The organism is Lacrimispora sinapis, assembly GCF_043633585.1.
GTDB lineage: Bacteria > Bacillota > Clostridia > Lachnospirales > Lachnospiraceae > Lacrimispora > Lacrimispora sinapis.
On record NZ_CP141832.1, the window covers coordinates 2,815,050 to 2,836,040 of the forward strand.

The window sequence follows — 20,991 nt, forward strand, 5'->3', positions numbered from 1 at the left end:
CATTCCTTTCATGGTAAAGGCACGGTTATTCTTCGCTTATTCCTACACTTCCATAATAATGGGAAGAATCATCGGATTGCGCTTCATTCTCTTCCACAGGAAGTCACTTAAACTGTCTCTGATGATGTTCTTTATTTTGCCCCAGTCATTAATATGACGGTCCAGACAGTCCTGGACAGCATCATTGACGATTCCTCTTGCTTCCTCCATTAAATCTTCGGATTCCCTTACATAAACAAAACCTCTGGATACAATATCCGGTCCGGCCAAAAGCTGGTTGGAGTATTTCTCCAGTGTCAGAACCACTACAATGATTCCGTTCTGTGCAAGATTCTGTCTGTCTCTCAATACAATATTTCCAACGTCTCCAACACCCAGACCATCCACAAGGATCGCTCCCGCCTGCACATGGTCAACGATCTTACAGGATTCCTGGCTTAATTCCACCACGTCACCGGAAGACATAATGATAATATTTTCCTTCGGTGTTCCCATGGCCTGGACCAGATTTTTCTGAGCCATCAAATGCCTGTATTCTCCGTGAACAGGGATGGAATACTTGGGGCGGACCAGGGCATACATCAGCTTGATCTCCTCCTGGCACGCATGTCCAGATACATGGGTATCCTCACAGATTACCTCAGCTCCCTTCATAGAAAGCTCATTCACCACCTTGGAAACGGCCTTTTCATTGCCTGGAATCGGGTTGGAGCTCAATATAATCACATCGTTTGGCTTGATGGATATCTTTTTATGGGTGCTGCTTGCCATACGGGAAAGCGCTGCCATGGATTCTCCCTGGCTTCCTGTTGTAATAAGAACGGTCTGCTCATCAGGATAATTCTTAAGCTGGTCGATATCAATCAGCGTTCCTTCCGGAATGTTAATATAGCCAAGCTCACTGGCTGTACCAATGACATTGACCATACTACGCCCCTCTACCACGACCTTACGTCCGTATTTTGCCGCAGAGTTGATGACCTGCTGCACCCGGTCCACGTTAGACGCAAAGGTGGCAACGATAATACGGTTGCTCTTATGATCTGCAAATATATTGTCAAATGCTTTTCCTACGGTCTTCTCCGAAGGCGTAAACCCGGGCCTTACCGCATTGGTGCTGTCGCACAAAAGGGCCAAAACCCCTTTCTTGCCAAGCTCTGCAAAACGCTCAAGATCTGCGATTTCCCCAAATACGGGGGTATAATCAATCTTAAAGTCACCGGTATGGAGAATCACGCCAGCCGGAGAGAAGATCGCCAGTGCAGAAGCATCTGCAATGCTGTGATTGGTCTTGATGAATTCAATACGGAAGCAGCCTAAGTTGATTGACTGTCCGTGCTTGATCACCTTTCTCTTCGTGTTCTTTAAAAGGTTATGTTCTTTTAACTTATTCTCAATGAGACCAATGGTCAGCTTTGTACCGTATACCGGAACATTGATTTCCTTTAAAATATAAGGGAGGGCACCGATGTGATCCTCATGTCCGTGGGTGATCACAAAGCCCTTCACCTTTTCAATATTCTGTTTCAAATAGGAAACATCCGGTATCACCAGGTCGATTCCCAGCATGTCATCGGTAGGAAATGCAAGTCCGCAGTCTACAACAATGATGCTGTCTTCGCATTCAAAAGCAGTGATATTCATACCAATCTGCTCCATTCCGCCTAAGGGAATGATTTTAACTTTCGCATTCATGTCTTGTTTTTTCAATCTTTTACCTCCATTTTATCATTTTCCGCTCTGTTCTATCTCCATTGTCTCCCGGCATTCATGGAATACCCGTAGAGCTTTGCTTCACGAGCCGCTTCTAAAAATCACGGCAAATCAAGAAGTGCCTGCTCCAGAGTATCTGGCAAGTCGCCTTGGAAAAAATACGTTTCCGCATCGGCTGCAAATTGCATGATGATGATGTCCGGACTCACGATCCAAGCCCCCAGTTTACAGCGGGCAACCCCATCGTCAAAAAAACCTTATGAATGGCTGATTTATCCGCCAGCACCTGCACACTCCTGTCACTTACGGCAAGTCCGGTCTCCGGATTCTGCTGCAGTCCAGCTCATACATCTGCTCCGCAGTCAGACCTCGCTGTTCTATATAAGGCTTTTTAAGTACGCACCATCATTTTTCAATATCTACATCCGCTCCGTCAAGCAGCTCGGAAAATATTTTAAATAAATAATCTATCTCGTTATCATCCTCTACAAACTCATACAAAGCATCGGATTCTTCCCGCTTTGACAAATCCTTTAAGATGTAACATTCTCCTTCTTCGTCATCATCTGCCGCATCGGTTACAAGCAGATAATTCACGCCATTAATTCTGGTCTCTTCCAGAACAAAAAAATCTACAGATTCCCCTGAATCGGTTTCCAGGGTGATTTTCTTTTCTTCGCTGTTCATTCCTTATCTCCTGTTTTTAAGCTGTCTAAATAGCCTTGCAGAATCAGTCCTGCTGCCACCTTATCAATGACCGCTTTTCTGTTTTCCCGCCTTACTCCGCTTTCCATTAAAATCCGTTCCGATGCTACGGTAGTCAGCCTCTCATCCCAAAGGATAACAGGAAGCCCGGTCCGCCTTGTAAGCATCTCTTTAAACTGCTCCGTCTTTTCTGCCCGGTCACCTACCGTGTTATTCATATTCTTAGGATATCCCAAAACTATGGTTTCAATCTCAAATTCCCGAATCAGCTCTTCGATCCGGGCACAGGTTTTTCTCAGTTTATTCTCTTCTTCTCTCGTAATTGTCTCCACACCCTGGGCAGTTATACCCAACAGATCAGAAACTGCAACGCCTACAGTTCTAGAACCAAAATCCAGTCCCATGATTCTCATATTTTACTCTCCACGTCAAATTTATGCAACAAAATGAAGCTGGTGCGCAGCCAACTGTATAAAAACAAACTGCCAGAATCCGCCTGTTCCACTTCATCTGACAGCTAGACTTAAGATTATCCACGTCGTTACTTTAACATCGTATCAATGTATACCCGCATCAGTTCCTCCAGAATCTCGTCCCGTTCTACTTTCATGATAAGACTTCTGGCGTTCTTATGGCTGGTAATATAGGTTGGATCTCCTGACATAATATAACCCACGATCTGGTTGATGGGATTATAGCCCTTCTCTGTGAGGGCAATATAAACCTGTTCCAGTACCTGGCTTACGTCCATTTTATTTTCCTGCACCGCTTTGAAAAATTGTGTGTTATGAATATCGCCCATGTTTCTCACGTCCTTTAACTGTTCTCCTATATTTTAAACCATAATCATGGATTCGGCAAGATAAAAATTATTTTTGTCCGTTAAGGTTTAAAAACATGATCTCATCGTTGAGCATTTCCCCAAGGATTCCTTCCACGATTTTCCCTTTCAGACCTTCTTCATAAGGGACCACTGCTTTTACATATTCTCTGGTATGACCGATCATATAGGTGGTTCCATCCCACTCATAGGCTTCCTCCATCAGAACCTGGGCCCTGCTGCCTGTGCAGGACTTCCGGTATGCCAGCGACATCTCTTTTTCCAGTTTTAAAAGTTCATTGCTTCGAACCGATTTTACAGATTCCGGTATCTGATCCGTCATCTGTGCCGCCCTGGTCCCGTTTCTTCTGGAATATTTAAACACATGCATTTCATAAAAACGCACCTTTTCCAGATATTCCCTGGTGACCAAAAATTCTTCTTCCGTCTCCCCTGGAAATCCAACAATAACGTCTGTGGTAATGGCCGGATTAGGAAATGCTTTTCTAAGGATTTTGCAGCAGTTGAAATACTCTTCTGCGGTGTAACAGCGATTCATCCGCTTTAAGGTGCTGTCACATCCACTTTGTAAGGACAAGTGGAAATGCGGACAAATCTTATCAAGGGAAGACAGGGCTGCCGCAAACTCTTCCGTCACAATCCTCGGCTCCAGAGAACCCAGACGGATTCGTTTCAACCCTTCAATGTCATGGATTTTAACGATCAGATCCAGAAGGGTCAGACGTTCTTCCTCCGCAAAATCCTTTCCATATGAGCTTAAATGGATGCCGGTCAGCACCACCTCCTGAAAGCCGGAGCCGATCAGACGCTTAATCTCTTCTGCCACCTCTTCCGGTCTGCGGCTGCGCACCTGGCCTCTGGTATACGGAATAATGCAGTAGCTGCAAAACTGGTTGCAGCCATCCTGGACCTTGATAAAGGCTCTCGTATGATCCGCTATTTTATCTATGGATAGACTTTCATATTCCCTGGTTCTGCGGATGTCAATGATGGTTTCTTCCAGTTCTTCCTCCCGGTCTGCAAAGTAATCCTCCAGAATGGGTACCAGTTCTGTCTTTTTGTTGTTTCCGATCACCAGGTCCACAGCTTCATCCTTTTTCAGTTCTTCTCCTGCTGCCTGTACATAACAGCCGGCGGCCACAACAACGGCTTCCGGATTCATGTTTTTTGCGCGGTGAAGCATCTGTCTGGACTTTCTGTCTGCAATATTGGTTACGGAGCATGTATTTATAATATAAACATCCGCCTTTTCTGTAAAGGGGACAATTTCATATCCAGCGCGTTCCAGAAGCTGCTGCATGGCCTCTGTTTCGTATGAATTAACCTTACAGCCAAGGTTGTGCAGGGCTGCCTTTCTCATTTTATTTTCTCCTATCTAAATTATCAGTTTATTCGCATTTTTTTCATGTAAAATTACCATTGACTTTTATATCATATGTCAGTAGTATTGAAGGGAAAAGAGGACTATCCCTCAATAAATGAAAGAGCTAATATAAAGGAGGTTTTCCCATGAAAACAGTTCGTATATCTTTAAATTCTATTGATAAAGTAAAATCTTTTGTAAATGATTTAACAAAATTTGATACCGACTTTGATCTTGTTTCCGGCAGATATGTGATCGATGCAAAATCGATTATGGGTATTTTCAGTCTGGATCTTTCCAAGCCCATCGACTTAAACATTCATTCCGAGAATGAGGTTGATGAAATCATCAGCGTTTTATCTCCATATATCGTAGATTAATCAGGAATCAGGTTTTAAAATGGGGCCCGGCCTTTGATGCCGGTCCCCTTTTTTATTTCTTTTCTTTAACACCAGACCTTTTCCACAGTGCTTATGGCCGTCTCAACCAATTCATCAATTTTCTCCGCCAGATTTTCCTCTGAACGCCTGATCATCTTTAAACTGGGTTTTGTTACCGGGTGCTTTGCCACAAATATGGTGCAGCAGTCTTCAAACGGAAGCACCGAAGTCTCATACGTGCCGATTTTTTCTGCTACGTCCACGATTTCCTGCTTGTCAAACCCAATCACTGGACGGAACACAGGCATGGTGGCTGCATCATCTGTGGCTGCCAGTGACTGCATGGTCTGAGATGCCACCTGTCCGATGCTTTCCCCTGTAATGAGTGCGGAGGCACCGCTATCTTCTGCCAGACGCTCTGCGATCTTCATCATATACCGTCTCATGATGATGGTCAGCTCTTCATGAGGGCATTTGTCATAGATGTATAGCTGAATGTCTGTAAAATTCACGATATGAAGCCGGATGGCACCGGAATATCTGGAGACAAGCTTTGCTAAATCCACCACCTTCTGTTTTGCACGGTCACTGGTGTATGGCGGCGCATGAAAGTAAACTGCGTCAATCTTAACTCCGCGTTTTGCGACCATGTAACCTGCAACCGGGCTGTCAATGCCGCCGGATAAAAGAAGCATGGCCTTTCCGTTGGTCCCAACCGGCATACCTCCCGGACCTGGAATCACGTGGGAATAAATATTGATTTTGCTGCGCACTTCCACATGAAGCATCACTTCCGGCTGATGGACGTCTACCTTTGTATCCGGAAATGCCTGAAGAATGATTTCTCCCAAATCCCGGTTGATCTGCTCAGAGTTTACCGGATATCTCTTATTGCCTCTGCGTGTATTGACCTTAAAGGTGAAATTCTTCTCCTCGTAAAACTCTTCCACATAGGATAACACCTGTTTCTTTAAATCTTCATAGCCATTGTCTTCCACCTGTACCATAGGACAGATTGCCGCAATGCCGAAAATGCGTTTTAGTGCATCGACCACTTCATCAAAATCGTATTCGGATTCTGCTGTGGCATAGATTCTTCCCGATTCCTTGGATACCTGAAAATCTCCGTCGATCCTCTTTAAGGAATGTCGGATATTGGTTACCAGGGCATCTTCAAATAAGTAACGGTTCTTTCCTTTTACGCCGATCTCTGCGTACTTGATTAAAAATGATTTATATTGCATCTGCTGTCCTTTCTATCAAACACTTCCTACCCCCTTTGGTACCGTCTGAGTACAGGAAGGATTTCTTTTAATTTATCCATACAGTAATCCACTTCTGCTTTCGTATTAAAAATCCCGAAACTAAACCGAAGTGTAGAGTCCAGAAGTTCTGATTTTACGCCGATTCCTTTTAATGTACCGCTGACTGCCGGGTGATTGGAGGAACAGGCCGATCCGGAGGACACATAGATCCCCTTTTCTTCCAATGCGTGCAGCAGCACTTCACTTCGGGTACCGGCAAAGCTGGCGCTTACAATCTGAGGGGCCGATAATTCACCGGGAAAACTGTTCACAGTCACCCCTTCGATCTCTTTCAAGCTCTCGATCATGTAATCCTTTAAGTCCATAAGAGCCTGAACCTTTTTTGCGTGATCTGTGTACATGATTTTAGCGGCAACGGCAAGACCTGCGATCCCCGGAACATTTTCCGTACCGGAACGCATGCCTCTTTGCTGTCCTCCCCCATAGATCAGGGGCCGGATCTTCACTTTCTGGTCGATATACAAAAAACCTACCCCCTTTGGTCCATGAATCTTATGAGAGCTGACCGACAATAAGTCGATTCCCTGGCGCTTTGGGCGGATAAGGAATTTTCCATAGGCCTGTATCCCATCCACATGAAAAATTATGGCAGGATTCTTCTTTTTTATAATCTTTGAAATGGCTTCTATGGGTTCCACTGCACCGATTTCATTGTTTACATACATAATTGAAACTAAGATCGTCTCCGGGCGGATGGCCGCTTCCAGCTCTTCCAAAGAAATATGTCCCTGGGAATCCACCGAAAGATAAGTAACCGAAAACCCCTGTTCCTCTAACATTGCCAGAGGGTTATACACGGACGCATGCTCAATGGCAGTGCTGATGATGTGATTCCCTGCCCGTCTGTTTGCCATGGCAGTTTCAATCAAAGCCATATTATTGGATTCGGAACCCCCGGAGGTAAATACAATCTCCTTTGGTTCAACTTTTAAAGTCCAGGCAATGGTTTCTGCCGCCTCTTTGACATACCGCTCTGCTTCCATCCCTTTTTTATGCTTGGAAGAAGGATTGCCGTAATCCTCCGTCATAATCTTTAAAACCATATCTTTCACCGGCTCCAGCACTTGTGTGGTGGCCGAATTGTCAAAATAAACTTCCATCTATGTTATATCCCACTCCTTTTCCAAACCAGCAGGATTCCTCCTGCTGCCAGAAAGCCATCCCTAAGGTTCCAGTAAAAATGACAGCACTGATAATACGGAAAGTCCGGCTGTTTCCGTCCTTAAAATCCGCTTTCCCAAAGTAATCGGTCTGGCACCAAAGCTTCTCGCAAGTTCTATTTCAGAATCTTCAAATCCGCCTTCCGGTCCAATAAATATGCCGGCCTTCATTCCAGGCTCTATGGCAGAAAGGACCTGTCTTGTTTCCTCCATGCCCTTTGCATGTTCAAACGGGATCACCGTAATATCAAATTCCTTTGAAAAAGCAAGCGCCTTTTCAAAGGTCATGACTCCGGTTACCTCCGGCACGATCAGCCTTCCGGACTGTTTGGCGGCACTTTCAGAAACAGACCGCCAGCGGCGGAGCTTTGATTCTTCTTTCTTTTTATCTAATTTCACCACCGTCCGTCTGGTTTCTACCGGAACGATCTGGTAAGCTCCAAGCTCCACGGCTTTCTGAATGATGAATTCCATCTTATCACTCTTTGGAAGTCCCTGAAACAGGTAAATTTTTGCAGGCAGTTCCTTTCCTGTCTCATCCACGGAAAGAATCCGGGCAACCACTTCCAAGGATGTCACTGATACGATTTCGCATAAATAATCCTTATCCACACCATTGCTGATAAGGACCTTTTCTCCGGCTCCCATGCGCAGAACATTCTTTATATGGTTGACATCGGGGCCGGTAATTGTAATGCTTTCTTCCCCGATCTGGTCCTGATGAATAAAAAAGTGATACATCTTATCCCTCTTTCTACTTTTTTCTGACCGTTACGGAAACCCATTCGCCCTGATAGGTGATCTCCACCAGTTCAAAAGCCTGATTTTCAGCAAATGCTTTTTTTACCGCTTCTTCCTTCATATTAATGATACCGGAAGTGATAAAAATTGCGCCTTTTTTCATATGAATTGGAATTTCCTTCTGAAGCAGAATAATGATATCAGCCAGAATATTCGCCACAACCACGTCATAGGCTTCAAAACCGGCTTTTTTCTGAACCTCTTCGTCATCAATGATATTTCCCTTTAAAACCTGAAACTTTTCGGGGGCAATCCCATTGGCTTCCATATTTTCCTTCACTGCAACGATGGCGTTCTCGTCAAGGTCCGTTCCAAAGACTTCTTTTGCTCCCAGCTTTAAGCCAGTGATCCCCAGAATACCGCTTCCGGTTCCTACATCAAGAAGCTTTGTCTCAGGAGTCACATATTTTTTCAGCTGCCGGATGCAAAGCTGTGTCGTCTCATGCTGCCCGGTTCCAAAAGCAGTGCCGGGATCAATTTCGATCAAAAGCTTGTCCTCGTGCTCTTTTGGGACTTCTTCCCAGGTTGGCTTGATCAGAATATCATCTACGGTGAATGGTTTAAAGTACTGTTTCCAGTTATTGATCCAGTCCTTATCCTCTGTCTCACTTGATTCTATGGTACAGGCACCCAGATCCGTAAACATGGAAAGTTCTGAAAGTCCTTCGTTCACCCGTTTTAACATTTCATCTATATTGATATCTGAATCAGGGTCCAGATAAAAGCTCACCTTTGCAATGCCTTCATCCGGCGGAAGTTCCGGAAGGATATCTATGAACATGCCTTTTGTCTCCGCTTCCGTAAGAGGCGTATTATCCTCAATTTCAATTCCTTCTATTCCGATCTCATCAAACATGCTGCTGATTAAATCAACCGCTTCCGTAGTTGTTGTCAGTGTAAACTTTTTCCATTTCATAGCAATCTTCCTATCCTTTTATAATTTTCACAAACAGGCAGATGAGCACCACTAAAACTACCGGTCTCACAATCTTCAACCCATTTTTTACAACAAGACCTGACCCGATGTAATGGCCTGCAATGCAGAAAAGTCCGGCTGCAAGGCCCAAAGGAAGCAGAACTTTTCCATTTATCAAAAATGTCACCAGCGCTGCGATATTGGAGGACAAATTGATCACTTTGGTCGTACCGGAAGCACTTCTCACATCCATTTTCGCAAGTCCGGTCAACAAAAGAAGTAAAAAGGTGCCGGTTCCCGGACCGTAAAATCCATCATAGCATCCTACCACAAGCGCTGCCCCAATGCTGATAAGCAACTGTTTCTTATGGGGCATCCTGACTTCTATGGTGTCTCCCATATTTTTATTTTTAAGAACATAAAAAGCTACAACCGGAAGTACCACGATCATCATGCCTTTTAATATCTCTTCACTGGCAAGAAGCGACAAATGAGCCCCGATTACCGATCCGATCACCGCAAATAAAGCGGCAAGCAATGACTGCTTTCCATTGATAAATCCGTTTTTCCCAAACCGGGCCGTAGAAATAACCGTTCCCATAGTGGAACTCATCTTATTGGTTCCCAGGGCCAAATGAGGCGGTATTCCTGCTGCCATAAACGCCGGCAGAGAGATTAACCCTCCTCCTCCTGCAATGGAGTCAATAAAACCTGCAAGAAAAACAAGGGGACACACGATCAGATACTGGTACATATGAGGTTTCCTTTCTACTGTTCAAACTAAACCACATGATATCATAACATACAATGAAATTGGTTGCAAGCGTATTAAATCACGGGACTTTTCCTGTATTTTTGAGGTTTAAAAAAATATTTTAAAAATTTTAAAAAAACATGCAATAAAAAATGTATCTAATGCATTAACTAATTGAACGGATGAAAAAGACTTCTGTTTCATTCCGGGTACAAGGGCAAAAAACATATCAAGCAAACGAAATTCCTTGATGCATTACACCCCATCACACCCGCCTGCGTCCTCGGAACTGGAACAGAATCTATTTTCACAAAATTACAATCACAAGCAATAAGAAATTGTAATGATAAAAAGCAGGGGATATATCTGATCGCTGTAGCTATTACAGCATTAGATATGTCTCCTGCTTTTTTATTTTTGTTTAAAAAAGAAAGGCACAGCAGAATCATTTCTGCCATACCTTTTCCACATTTCTCACTTTAAGGCACCATCCGGCCCCACTTGATAGCCATCAGGCGTGACCGTATCGACAAGCAGCTTTCCTAAATATCCATCCGACTTGGTATTAAAATAATACGCTTTGCCTTTGATGATCTGCCAGCCAATCCGCATGGAGCCCAAAGTCCCGTCATCAACGGGGTTTAAATAATAGCGGTACCCGTTCTGATCCGTATACCAGCCGGTCTGCATATGACCGCCCTGGTCAAACCGGTACCATCTGCCATCAATGTATTTCCAACCGTTGGAAGGCCAGGTTCCGTTGCTGTACTGAAACCACCAGCCGCCCGGACTATAACGCCAGCCCCGCTCGTAACTGTAACTTCCCGGACCGTCGTCATCGTCATCTTCTTCCTCATCCTCCCAGCAGTCAGATGAAAAACTCCCCTCAACCGGCCCCTGAAACGTAGTACCAGAACCTTGAAAGCCAGGAAAATCCCGGACCTTTTGTGTCTCGTCAGCCATTGCATTCTGCGGCAGTAAAACCGCAAGAATCACAAGGACTGCCGCAAATGCCAGTTTTCTCTGAACCTTTTTCATTCTTTTCCTTCCTTCTCCAATCATGCCTCAGTCCGGAAATCTATTTAAAGATTCCTTTCTTTTTATGTTTCTCTCCTTCGACGATGCCCTTCATCGCATCGTCAAATTTGCGAAGAGCTTCCTTCTGGGCTTCGGTCATACGCTCGGGTACCTGTACCACCAAAGTCACATAATGATCCCCGCGGACCGCACGGTTTCTCAGGGTTGGAACTCCCTTTCCTTTCAAACGGACCTTGGTATCGGTCTGTGTCCCTGGTTTCACTTCATATTCCACTTCTCCATCCACAGTCTTAATACGGATGGTTCCGCCTAATGCTGCAGTGGCAAAGGAGATCGGAACCGTTGAAAAAATGCTGGTATCCTGACGCTTGAAAATCGGGTGGTTTGATACCACAACCTCCACCAGAAGATCTCCTCTTTCTCCGCCGTTGGTACCTGGCTCTCCGGCTCCTGCCAGACGCACGGCCTGACCATTGTCAACACCTGCCGGAATAACGACCTTGAATTTCTTTCTCTTTGTAATATAACCGGTTCCATAGCAGTCCGGACATTTATCTTTAATGATTTTACCGGTTCCTCCGCAATCAGGACAGGTCTGTACGTTCTGTACCTGACCGAAGAAGGATTGCTGTGTGTACATAATCTTTCCTTTTCCGTTACACTTTGGACATGTAACCGGAGAAGTTCCTGCCCTTGCACCGCTTCCATGACAGGAGACACACTCTTCTTTATAATTGATCTCAATCTCTTTTTCACACCCGAAAATCGCCTCTTCAAAGGTGATCCGCATGCTGGTTCTGACATTGGCACCTCTTGATGGCCCATTGTAATGGGCGCTGCTTCTTCCGCGACCACCGCCAAAAATATCTCCGAATATGTCTCCGAATATATCTCCCATATCAGCTCCGCCGAAGTCAAACCCGCCGAATCCGCCGGCTCCTGCACTTCCGTCAAAAGCTGCTGATCCAAACTGGTCATACTGGCGTCTCTTCTCAGGGTCACTTAATACGCTGTAAGCTTCGGAAGCCTGTTTAAACTTCTCTGCAGCTGCAGCGTCTCCGGAATTCGTGTCTGGATGGTATTTCTTAGCCAATGCCCTGTAAGCCTTCTTAATTGCTGCATCGTCTGCATCCTTGGATACGCCCAGGATCTCATAATAATCTTTTTTACTCTCTGCCATCTTAGGTCTACCTTTCATAAACTAAGGAAGTCCGGCAGGACACAGCCTGCCGAACGGATAAGTTCCCTTAAGCTTTGCTTGCGACCAAACCAGTTTACACCTCTTTGTAATCGCCGTCAACTACATCACTGTCCTGATAAGAAGCATCTGCTGCTCCCATGTCAGGGCCTGCACCTGCTGCTCCGCCCTGAGCCTGTGCCTGCTCATATACCTTTGCAAACAGGGCCTGAGCGCTGGTCATCAGTTTTTCCTTGCCAGCCTTGATGTCTTCAATCTGAGCATCGGTCATTTCATCCATAGGTGCTCTGTTAATTGCTTCTTTTAATGCATTTAAATCGGCTTCAACCGTTGCTTTATCGTTGGCATCGATCTTATCTCCAACTTCCTGAAGTGCTTTTTCTGTCTGGAATACCATAGAATCCGCATCATTTCTGGCATCAATGCCCTCTTTCCGTTTCTTATCCTGTGCTTCGTATTCAGCAGCTTCTCTTACTGCCTTTTCGATATCGGATTCAGACATGTTAGAACCGGAAGTAATGGTAATATGCTGTTCTTTGCCTGTTCCTAAATCTTTCGCGGAAACATTCACAATACCGTTGGCATCAATATCGAATGTAACTTCGATCTGAGGAACTCCTCTCTTTGCAGGCGGGATTCCATCAAGACGGAACTGGCCTAAGGTTTTATTGTCTCTTGCAAACTGTCTTTCTCCCTGTACTACGTGGATATCTACGGCAGTCTGGTTATCTGCTGCTGTGGAGAATATCTGGCTCTTCTTAGTAGGAATCGTAGTATTTCTCTCAATCAGCCTGGTTGCTACGCCGCCCATTGTCTCGATGGATAAGGAAAGCGGAGTTACATCTAACAGAAGGATATCGCCTGCGCCTGCATCTCCGGCAAGCTTACCACCCTGGATGCTGGCACCGATAGCAACACATTCATCCGGATTCAAGGACTTGGAAGGCTCTTTGCCTGTCAACTGTTTTACTTTTTCCTGTGCAGCTAACATACGGGTAGAACCACCGACTAAGAGTACCTTTCCTAAATCGTTTGCTGTCATACCTGCATCTTTTAATGCGTTCTGTACCGGAATGGTGGTACGCTCAATTAAATCTGCGGTAAGCTCATCAAACTTTGCTCTGGTCAGGTTCATATCCAGATGTTTCGGACCTTCTGATGTCGCAGTGATAAACGGCAGGTTGATGTTTGTCGTCGTAGAGGAAGAAAGTTCCTTCTTAGCTTTCTCTGCTGCTTCTTTTAATCTCTGCATTGCCATCTTGTCGCCGGATAAGTCAACGCCTTCTGCCTTCTTGAATTCATCTACCAGCCACTGGGTAATGCGGTTATCGAAATCATCACCGCCCAGATGGGTATCACCGTTGGTGGAAAGTACTTCGATGACACCTTCACCGATTTCAATGTTGGAAACATCAAACGTACCACCACCTAAATCGTATACCATGATCTTCTGTTCTTTTTCATTGTCAAGGCCATATGCCAGAGCGGCTGCCGTCGGCTCGTTGATGATACGTTTTACATCAAGACCGGCAATCTTTCCGGCATCCTTGGTTGCCTGACGCTGTGCATCGTTAAAATAAGCAGGAACTGTAATAACCGCTTCTGTTACCTTCTCGCCTAAATAAGCCTCTGCATCTGCTTTTAATTTCTGAAGAATCATTGCAGAAATTTCCTGAGGAGTGTAGCTCTTACCGTCAATGGTTACTTTATAATCTGTACCCATATGTCTCTTGATGGAAGAGATGGTACGGTCCGCATTCGTAACGGCCTGACGTTTTGCAGGTTCTCCTACCAGTCTCTCTCCATTCTTTGTAAATGCTACAACAGACGGGGTGGTTCTTACACCTTCGCTGTTGGGGATTACAACTGGTTTACCGCCTTCCATAACGGCTACACAGCTATTTGTTGTACCTAAGTCAATACCAATGATCTTGCCCATAGTTTTTTCCTCCTATTTATGAAACAAATGTAAAATGTTTTCTGATTTCATGATCTATTGTTAATTTGCTACCTGCACCATGGAATGTCTTACCACAGTATCCCGGTAGATATAACCCTTTTGAAGTTCCTGGGATACGATATTCTCTCCCAGAGACTCATCTTCAATATGCATCACTGCATTGTGGAAATTTGGATCAAACGGCTTTCCAACCGCTTCAATCGGTTTTACCCCTGCCTCTTCCAACGCTTTTATAAGCTGTTTGTAAATCTTTTCCATTCCATCTGCAAAAGGCGATGCCTTTTCCTCTTCCGGAATTGCAGCCAGACCTCTTTCAAAATTGTCAACGACCGGTAAGATCCGTTCAATGATATCTCTTGCTCCAACTTCAAACATGGCTGCCTTTTCTTTTTCTGTTCTCTTTCTGAAATTGTCAAATTCAGCCATACTTCTTTGCAGACGGTCTGTCAGTTCTTCGATCTTTTCATCTCTGGGATCGTTCTTTTCTTTCTTTTTTCCGAAAAAGCCTTTTTTTGCAGATTCACTTTTGGCACTGTCCTCTTCCTTTTGATCCGTCTCAGAAGAATTCTCTTCCGGACAGGATTCTGTATCTTCGTTCTCTTTCTCAGAGGAAACAGCATCTTCCGTATCAACTACCTCGTCTGCCAGATTCTCTTCTGTCAGATTCTCATCTGTCTTCACTTCTTCCATGCTCAATGTTCTACCCTTTACCTTTCATCTTTTTTCAATATTGTATCCAGCTGCGTCATTAAATTACGCAGAGTGCTTAAAACTTTCTCATAATCCATACGCTTTGGCCCAATAATGCCGATGGTTCCGCGAAGTCCTTCGCCAAGCTCATAATTAGCTGTTACAATGCTGCAGTCCTTCATATCCTTGACCGGTGCTTCATCGCCGATGTATACCTGAATTCCGGAATTTTCCTCTGAGCCGTTGACATCGTCCACAAGCTCCTGCAAAAGTTCTTTCTGTTCCAGGGTTCCGATCAGCTTGCTTGCCTTATCCCCATCGCTTAATTCGGGATACTTAAAAATATTGGTAGCGCCGCTGGTATAAATCTGGAGGTCTTCATCGTCTGCATGAATGGCTGCTGCCACTTCCGTGAGCACGCAGTCAACTACCTCCGAATGAGGGCCGGCCTGGATCTTCAGCCTGCTGATGACCTCAAGGTTGATTTCTTCTATACTCAGTCCGTTTAGTGCACTGTTTAAAAGAATGTTAAGATTTAAAAGTCCTTCGTCTTCCAAATCCTTTTGAATCGGAATCATAGTGTTCTTTATGATATTCCCCTCAATGACGATCACCACCAGAAGCTTCCCTTCATCCACTTTGGAAAGCTGTATAAACTTCAATTTGTTCCGATGGTACTGGGGAGCGCTTATCATGGCCGCATAATTGGTGTTCTGAGCAAGAAGCTTTGCCATCTGCTTTAACAGAAGTTCCACCCGGTCCACTCTCTTTAGCATCAGATCCTTGATCTCAGTCACTTCTTCTTCCTTCTCCTGCATGATCTGATCGACGTAAAAGCGATATCCTTTATCAGAAGGAATTCTGCCTGCCGAGGTGTGAGGCTGTAAAATATAGCCAAGCTCCTCTAAGTCAGACATCTCATTACGGATAGTGGCGGAGCTTAAATGCAGATCGGTGTACTTTGAAATAGTACGCGATCCCACCGGTTCCCCGGTTTCCAGATAAGTTTTAATGATTGCTTTCAAAATCGTCACTTTCCGTTCATCAAGCTGATCTTTATCCTTCAAACTGCCACGCTCCTTTCCTGAGTCATTATTAGCACTCAACCTTTGGGAGTGCTAACATCTTCTTTTCATAATATATGCTTTTTTTCTACATTTGTCAATACATTCGTATAAAAAAATTCCGTTAAGTTTTTGTGACTACATTCTACATTTTTTCTCATTCTTCAAGGATATATTACAAAGCTGTTGACATTTTATGCTTGACATTTAACACTTTTGTAATATAATAGTAACTGATACACCATAACAACACGATTGCGAGGTAAATCATGAAGTGTTTTTCAGGTAAATTACGAATCACTGGACTCCTGACATTCCTTTGTATTCTGCTGTTATCTACGACTGCAATGGCAGACGAAGTGTCCGGAAAAGAACAGACTGCAGAGGATGTACAATCTGAACGTGTCCAAACGGATAAGCAAACCATAAAAAACGAAACGGGAAACGAAGAAAGCTCTGAACATAACGAAGCATCAGAGAAAGAAATCGGACCTGGGATAAAAAAAGAAACAGAACCGCCAAAAACAGAGCCGGCAGGACCTGTTTATGAAAAAGGAGCATCTCTGGGATTTTTCTCTGCCACTGCTTATTGCCCCAGCAGAAGCGGAAAGATCGGAAGGACCTACTCCGGAACAGTACCAACAGCAAATCATACGCTGTCCGCAGATATCACCCTCCTGCCCATCGGCACGAAGGTCATGATCGACGATGTGATCTACACTGTAGAGGATACCGGAAGCAGCATCAAAGGGAAGAAGATTGATATTTTCTTTGGCAGCCGGCAAGAAGCACTGAACTTTGGTAGACAGACAAAAGAATTATTTGCAGTGGTTGTTAAATAATACAAGTCCATACGGCGCCCAGAAAAGCGATTGTTTTCGCTTTCTGAGGTGCTTTTTTTTTACGTCCGTTTTTCTGCATCAGCCCCTTTTTACCTGGCTTTTCCTGAAAAATACGGGAAAATGTGTAAAATTATTTACTTGTACCTCATTTATTACAAATCTGTTACATATAATTATAATAGTATTAAATCGTATTACGGATTGTAAAAAAGAAAGGAAGCAATTGTATGATGCAGAAAAGAAAGAACATTTCATGGTTCCTCGGAACTTTACTAATGATGGTATCTGTATTTTTAGGTGCAACCGAGGCTTATGCGCTTCCGGTAACCGGCATCGTTGATGAAGCAGATGAAAAAAGCATCAGGGGCTGGGCGCTGAACCCTTCCGACCCTCTTGCAGCCGTTGAAGTGAAGGTGGTCATATTAAACCAGACAAGCGGACAGGTCGCTGCAGAGCTTTACACTACCGCCTCCCAGCACCGGGAAGATTTAGCAGCCCAGGGAACCGGTACCGGGGATTACGGATTTGAAATAACCGTTCCCTGGGAGACTTACGGAAACGGCGCCTACCTGGTAGAAGCCTATGCCGCAGGCCAAAAGCTTTCCGGTACCAAGGTGCATGGCGTGGGTGTTACAGTTCCTGTGACTACTCTCCGTTCCCTAGGCACCTTCCGTACCACTGCCTACTGCCCCTGCAGGCAGTGCTCCGGGAAATGGGGCGGACGTACCAGCACCGGAACCGTTGCCACCGCAAACCATACGATCTCCGTGGACCCCCGCGTGATTCCTTACGGAACCCGTCTTATGATCGGCGGAGTGATCTACACTGCGGAAGACTGCGGAGGGGGCGTAAAGGGAAGACATATTGATATCTTTTTTAATACCCATGGGGAGTCCCGGAATTATGGTTCCCGGAGTGCAGAGGTTTATCTGGTGCCGTAATTGGAGACATATCAGCCATGAAAAAACAGGCGATGGAAGCGGCCAAATAGATTTTCCCATTTGCTTCCACGCCTGTGTTTTAATTTTAATGCGTTTTATAACAGGAACTGGCTCATCACATAATTGCTCAAGTCAACCCCCCGTAAAGTGAGACGATAATACCCGTCTTTGAATTCCATTAAGCCGTCCCGCTCCAGACCTTCAAGAATCTGTCCATACACGTTCCGGATATTCTGCCCAAAATTACTTATAAAACCGTGGGCGGAAACTCCTCTTGTAAGGCGCAGGCCAAGAAACATATACTCTTCCATTTTTTCATCAATACTAAGCCGTTCTAATTCCTGTCTGAGCACCCTGTTAAAATCTTCTTCCTGATAAAAGCGGGCATTGCAGTAGTCGTTTAAATCGGCAGTGTTGTGAAAGCGGCATCCGTTCATGTAGGAAGATGCCCCCAGTCCCAGTCCCAGGTACTCCATGCCGGTCCAATAGCCAATATTATGTCTGCACTCGTATCCCTTTTTGGAGTAATTGGAGATTTCATACCGGTCGTATCCCTGCTCTTTTAAAAATTCCTGGGTCAGGTAATACATTTCCCGTTCGGAATCTTCATCGGGCAGATCCGGCAATGCCATCAAACCACGCCGTTCCTCCACGGTCATGGCATAGCTTTCCATTTCCACATGCTCCCCGTAGCGGTCGTAAAACGGAGTGCCTTCTTCCACGATAAGGCTGTAGGCGGATATATGCTCCGGCTTCAGCATGGTGACTTTTTTCAGGGTATTCTTCCAGGATTCCACAGTCTGGCCTGGAATTGCGGAAATAAGGTCCACATTCACATTATCAAAACCAGCCATACGGACCCGCTGATAACTTTTTAAGAATTCATCAAATGTATGGATTCTTCCAAGATAGCGCAGTTCTTTATCATCCGCCGATTGAAGCCCGATGCTGATCCGGTTGACTCCCGCACTCCGGTAGCAGGAAAGTCCTTCTGCCGTAACGGTGCCGGGATTTGCTTCCATGGTGATTTCTGCTTCGGGGTGAATATCAAAGCGGTTTTTGAGGGCTTTAAGTACTGCCTCCATATCTTCTGTCTTTAATATGGAAGGAGTGCCTCCTCCTATGAATACACTGACCACCTGATAGTCTGCTGCACAAGCACTCTGATATTCGATCTCTTCCAATAATTTATCCGTGTACTCCCGCTGCATCCGCACATTTCCCGGAAAAGAGAGGAAATCACAGTAAGCACATTTGCGTGCACAGAACGGGATATGCACGTAGATCTCCAAATTCTTTTTATTCATCATCTAATTTCAGTACGCTCATAAATGCCTTCTGCGGTATCTCTACATTACCGACCTGGCGCATACGTTTTTTACCTTCCTTCTGCTTTTCAAGAAGTTTTTTCTTACGGGAAATATCGCCGCCGTAGCATTTGGCAAGGACGTCTTTTCTCATGGCCTTAACGGTTTCACGGGCAATGATCTTACCGCCGATGGCAGCCTGTATGGGAATTTCAAAAAGCTGTCTTGGGATTTCCTCCTTTAACTTCTCACACATTCTCCTGCCTCTGTCATAGGCGGACTCGGCATGGACGATAAAGGATAAGGCATCCACTTCTTCCTTATTGACCAGAATATCCAGCTTCACAAGCTCGGAACGCTCATAGCCTTTTAGTTCATAGTCAAAGGACGCATAGCCTCTGGAACGGGATTTTAAAGCATCAAAGAAATCATAAATGATTTCGTTCAGAGGAAGTTCATATTTTAACAGCGCTCTTGTGGCTTCCATATATTCCATGCCAAGGTAAACGCCGCGGCGTTCCTGACACAGCTTCATGATTGCACCTACAAATTCCGTGGTCACCATGATCTCTGCACTTACGATGGGTTCTTCCATATATTCGATTTCCGTCGGGTCAGGAAGATTGGAGGGGTTTGTAAGCTCCAGCATCTCGCCGTTCTTTTTATAAACCCGGTAAACAACGCCGGGAGCAGTGGTCACAAGATCAAGATTGTATTCTCTTTCCAACCGTTCCTGGATCACTTCCAAATGCAGGAGTCCTAAAAATCCGCATCGGAAACCAAACCCAAGGGCAAGGGAGGTCTCCGGTTCAAAGAACAGGGAGGCATCATTTAACTGAAGCTTCTCCAGTGCCTCCCGCAGATCATTATAACGTGCACCGTCCGCAGGATAAAGTCCGCAGTAAACCATGGGGGTTACTTTTTTATAACCGGAAAGAGGCTCACTGCAGGGTCTGTCCGCATGGGTAATGGTATCACCTACTGCAGTATCCTTTACGTTCTTGATGCTGGCGGCCAGATAGCCTACCATGCCTGCACTCAGCTCCTCACAGGGAATAAACTGTCCGGCTCCGAAATAACCTACTTCCACCACGTCTTCCACCGCACCAGTGGCCATCATACGCACTTTATCGCCCTTTTTAATGGTTCCTTCCTTTACACGGAAAAATACGATAACCCCTTTATAGGAATCATACAGGGAGTCAAAAATCAGGGCTTTTAAAGGTGCCTCGGGATCACCGGCCGGAGCAGGAATCTTTTTAACAATCGCCTCTAAGACTTCTTCCACATTCAGTCCGGTCTTTGCTGAGACCCGGGGCGCATCCTGGGCTTCAATCCCGATGACATCCTCGATCTCCTGCACCACCCGGTCCGGCTCTGCGCTTGGAAGATCAATCTTATTCAAAACCGGAAATACGTCAAGGTTATGATCCAGTGCCAAATACACGTTGGCCAGGGTCTGTGCCTCGATTCCCTGGGAAGCATCCACCACCAGGATCGCACCGTCACAGGCCGCAAGGCTTCTGGAAACTTCATAATTAAAATCCACATGACCCGGTGTATCAATCATGTTAAAGATGTACTCTTCCCCATCCTTTGCTTTGTATACGGTACGTACCGCCTGGGCTTTGATAGTGATTCCCCGTTCCCGTTCCAAATCCATATTATCTAACACCTGAGCCTGCATCTCCCGATTGGTGAGCAGTCCGGTCTTTTCTATAATTCTGTCTGCAAGGGTAGATTTCCCGTGATCAATATGAGCGATAATACAAAAATTACGTATCTTATTCTGCTGGGCAGCTGCCATAAAGTAAACTCCTCTTTTCTGATGTTTCTGATTTGTTCCGGTGCTTTCCACAGGAAAAGATAATCAGCCGGAAACCTATGATATCTCTAAAAATATACCATTAAAATCGAAGATTGTCCACTGTCAAAGCGTTGACGAAACATAGAAACTCCACCCTTTTCCGCCGCCAAAGTTTAAAAGGGTGGT

At 45.0% G+C, this 20,991-nt stretch carries 20 protein-coding genes; 3 read left to right on the forward strand and 17 right to left on the reverse strand.

Translation table 11 applies throughout. The features are described 5' to 3' along the window. Window positions 1–42: 42 nt before the first annotated feature. The 5 genes from VIG27_RS13200 to mtaB form a co-directional block, all read right to left on the reverse strand. On the reverse strand, window positions 43–1,695 hold the full coding sequence (locus VIG27_RS13200; RefSeq protein WP_394527589.1) for a ribonuclease J: 1,653 nt from the start codon (window positions 1,693–1,695) through the stop codon (window positions 43–45). A 423-nt stretch (window positions 1,696–2,118) separates the two neighbouring features. Continuing rightward, window positions 2,119–2,400 carry a DUF1292 domain-containing protein gene (locus tag VIG27_RS13205; protein WP_394522981.1) on the reverse strand — a complete coding sequence of 94 codons (282 nt, stop codon included), beginning with the start codon at window positions 2,398–2,400 and terminating at the stop codon, window positions 2,119–2,121. Further along, the gene (gene ruvX / locus VIG27_RS13210) at window positions 2,397–2,831 is read right to left on the reverse strand and encodes a Holliday junction resolvase RuvX (RefSeq protein WP_394522982.1); all 435 of its coding nucleotides are present in this window, start codon (window positions 2,829–2,831) and stop codon (window positions 2,397–2,399) included. Before ruvX ends, VIG27_RS13205 begins: the two co-directional genes overlap by 4 nt. 128 nt (window positions 2,832–2,959) lie before the next feature. Beyond that, window positions 2,960–3,220: an IreB family regulatory phosphoprotein gene (locus tag VIG27_RS13215; RefSeq protein WP_394522983.1), complete on the reverse strand. Its 261-nt coding sequence runs from the start codon at window positions 3,218–3,220 to the stop codon at window positions 2,960–2,962. A gap of 67 nt (window positions 3,221–3,287) precedes the next feature. Then, complete coding sequence (gene mtaB / locus VIG27_RS13220; RefSeq protein ID WP_394522984.1) at window positions 3,288–4,619, reverse strand: tRNA (N(6)-L-threonylcarbamoyladenosine(37)-C(2))-methylthiotransferase MtaB; 1,332 nt, start codon at window positions 4,617–4,619, stop codon at window positions 3,288–3,290. A gap of 149 nt (window positions 4,620–4,768) precedes the next feature. On the opposite strand from mtaB, the gene VIG27_RS13225 reads away from it, so the two are divergent. Next, window positions 4,769–5,002, forward strand: coding sequence for an HPr family phosphocarrier protein (locus VIG27_RS13225; RefSeq protein ID WP_394522985.1), 234 nt, complete (start codon window positions 4,769–4,771; stop codon window positions 5,000–5,002). 65 nt (window positions 5,003–5,067) lie between these two features. Here VIG27_RS13225 and thiI read toward each other — a convergent pair whose 3' ends face one another. The 10 genes from thiI to hrcA all read right to left on the reverse strand — a co-directional run bounded on the left by thiI (window position 5,068) and on the right by hrcA (window position 15,911). Continuing rightward, window positions 5,068–6,246 (reverse strand): tRNA uracil 4-sulfurtransferase ThiI, encoded by a 1,179-nt coding sequence (gene thiI / locus VIG27_RS13230; protein ID WP_394522986.1) that lies wholly within the window; start codon window positions 6,244–6,246, stop codon window positions 5,068–5,070. A gap of 26 nt (window positions 6,247–6,272) precedes the next feature. After that, window positions 6,273–7,427 (reverse strand): cysteine desulfurase family protein, encoded by a 1,155-nt coding sequence (locus tag VIG27_RS13235; RefSeq protein ID WP_394522987.1) that lies wholly within the window; start codon window positions 7,425–7,427, stop codon window positions 6,273–6,275. Between the two features lie 63 nt (window positions 7,428–7,490). Further along, the gene (locus VIG27_RS13240) at window positions 7,491–8,228 is read right to left on the reverse strand and encodes a 16S rRNA (uracil(1498)-N(3))-methyltransferase (protein WP_394522988.1); all 738 of its coding nucleotides are present in this window, start codon (window positions 8,226–8,228) and stop codon (window positions 7,491–7,493) included. 13 nt (window positions 8,229–8,241) lie between these two features. Next, a complete protein-coding gene (gene prmA / locus VIG27_RS13245; RefSeq protein WP_394522989.1) occupies window positions 8,242–9,204 on the reverse strand; it encodes a 50S ribosomal protein L11 methyltransferase in 963 nt (320 codons plus the stop codon). A 10-nt stretch (window positions 9,205–9,214) separates the two neighbouring features. Then, on the reverse strand, window positions 9,215–9,958 hold the full coding sequence (locus VIG27_RS13250; RefSeq protein WP_394522990.1) for a sulfite exporter TauE/SafE family protein: 744 nt from the start codon (window positions 9,956–9,958) through the stop codon (window positions 9,215–9,217). Between the two features lie 474 nt (window positions 9,959–10,432). Continuing rightward, complete coding sequence (locus tag VIG27_RS13255; protein WP_394522991.1) at window positions 10,433–10,996, reverse strand: glucan-binding protein; 564 nt, start codon at window positions 10,994–10,996, stop codon at window positions 10,433–10,435. 40 nt (window positions 10,997–11,036) lie between these two features. Then, the gene (gene dnaJ / locus VIG27_RS13260; protein WP_394522992.1) at window positions 11,037–12,176 is read right to left on the reverse strand and encodes a molecular chaperone DnaJ; all 1,140 of its coding nucleotides are present in this window, start codon (window positions 12,174–12,176) and stop codon (window positions 11,037–11,039) included. A gap of 94 nt (window positions 12,177–12,270) precedes the next feature. Further along, the gene (gene dnaK / locus VIG27_RS13265; RefSeq protein WP_394522993.1) at window positions 12,271–14,133 is read right to left on the reverse strand and encodes a molecular chaperone DnaK; all 1,863 of its coding nucleotides are present in this window, start codon (window positions 14,131–14,133) and stop codon (window positions 12,271–12,273) included. A 60-nt stretch (window positions 14,134–14,193) separates the two neighbouring features. Continuing rightward, a complete protein-coding gene (gene grpE, locus VIG27_RS13270; RefSeq protein ID WP_394522994.1) occupies window positions 14,194–14,844 on the reverse strand; it encodes a nucleotide exchange factor GrpE in 651 nt (216 codons plus the stop codon). A 17-nt stretch (window positions 14,845–14,861) separates the two neighbouring features. Next, window positions 14,862–15,911, reverse strand: a complete 1,050-nt coding sequence (hrcA, locus tag VIG27_RS13275) for a heat-inducible transcriptional repressor HrcA (RefSeq protein WP_394522995.1) — start codon at window positions 15,909–15,911, stop codon at window positions 14,862–14,864. Window positions 15,912–16,177: 266 nt separating this feature from the next. Here hrcA and VIG27_RS13280 point away from each other — a divergent pair, with 266 nt between their 5' ends. Both VIG27_RS13280 and VIG27_RS13285 read left to right on the forward strand, forming a co-directional pair. Continuing rightward, on the forward strand, window positions 16,178–16,750 hold the full coding sequence (locus VIG27_RS13280; protein ID WP_394522996.1) for a 3D domain-containing protein: 573 nt from the start codon (window positions 16,178–16,180) through the stop codon (window positions 16,748–16,750). Between the two features lie 230 nt (window positions 16,751–16,980). Then, window positions 16,981–17,691, forward strand: coding sequence for a 3D domain-containing protein (locus VIG27_RS13285; protein WP_394527591.1), 711 nt, complete (start codon window positions 16,981–16,983; stop codon window positions 17,689–17,691). 95 nt (window positions 17,692–17,786) lie between these two features. On the opposite strand, the gene hemW is transcribed toward VIG27_RS13285, so the two are convergent. Together hemW and lepA are read right to left on the reverse strand one after the other, a co-directional pair. Further along, window positions 17,787–19,001 (reverse strand): radical SAM family heme chaperone HemW, encoded by a 1,215-nt coding sequence (gene hemW / locus VIG27_RS13290; RefSeq protein ID WP_394522997.1) that lies wholly within the window; start codon window positions 18,999–19,001, stop codon window positions 17,787–17,789. Continuing rightward, window positions 18,991–20,805, reverse strand: coding sequence for a translation elongation factor 4 (lepA, locus tag VIG27_RS13295; RefSeq protein ID WP_394522998.1), 1,815 nt, complete (start codon window positions 20,803–20,805; stop codon window positions 18,991–18,993). The genes hemW and lepA overlap by 11 nt, the downstream gene beginning before the upstream one ends. Between the last annotated feature and the right edge of the window lie 186 nt (window positions 20,806–20,991).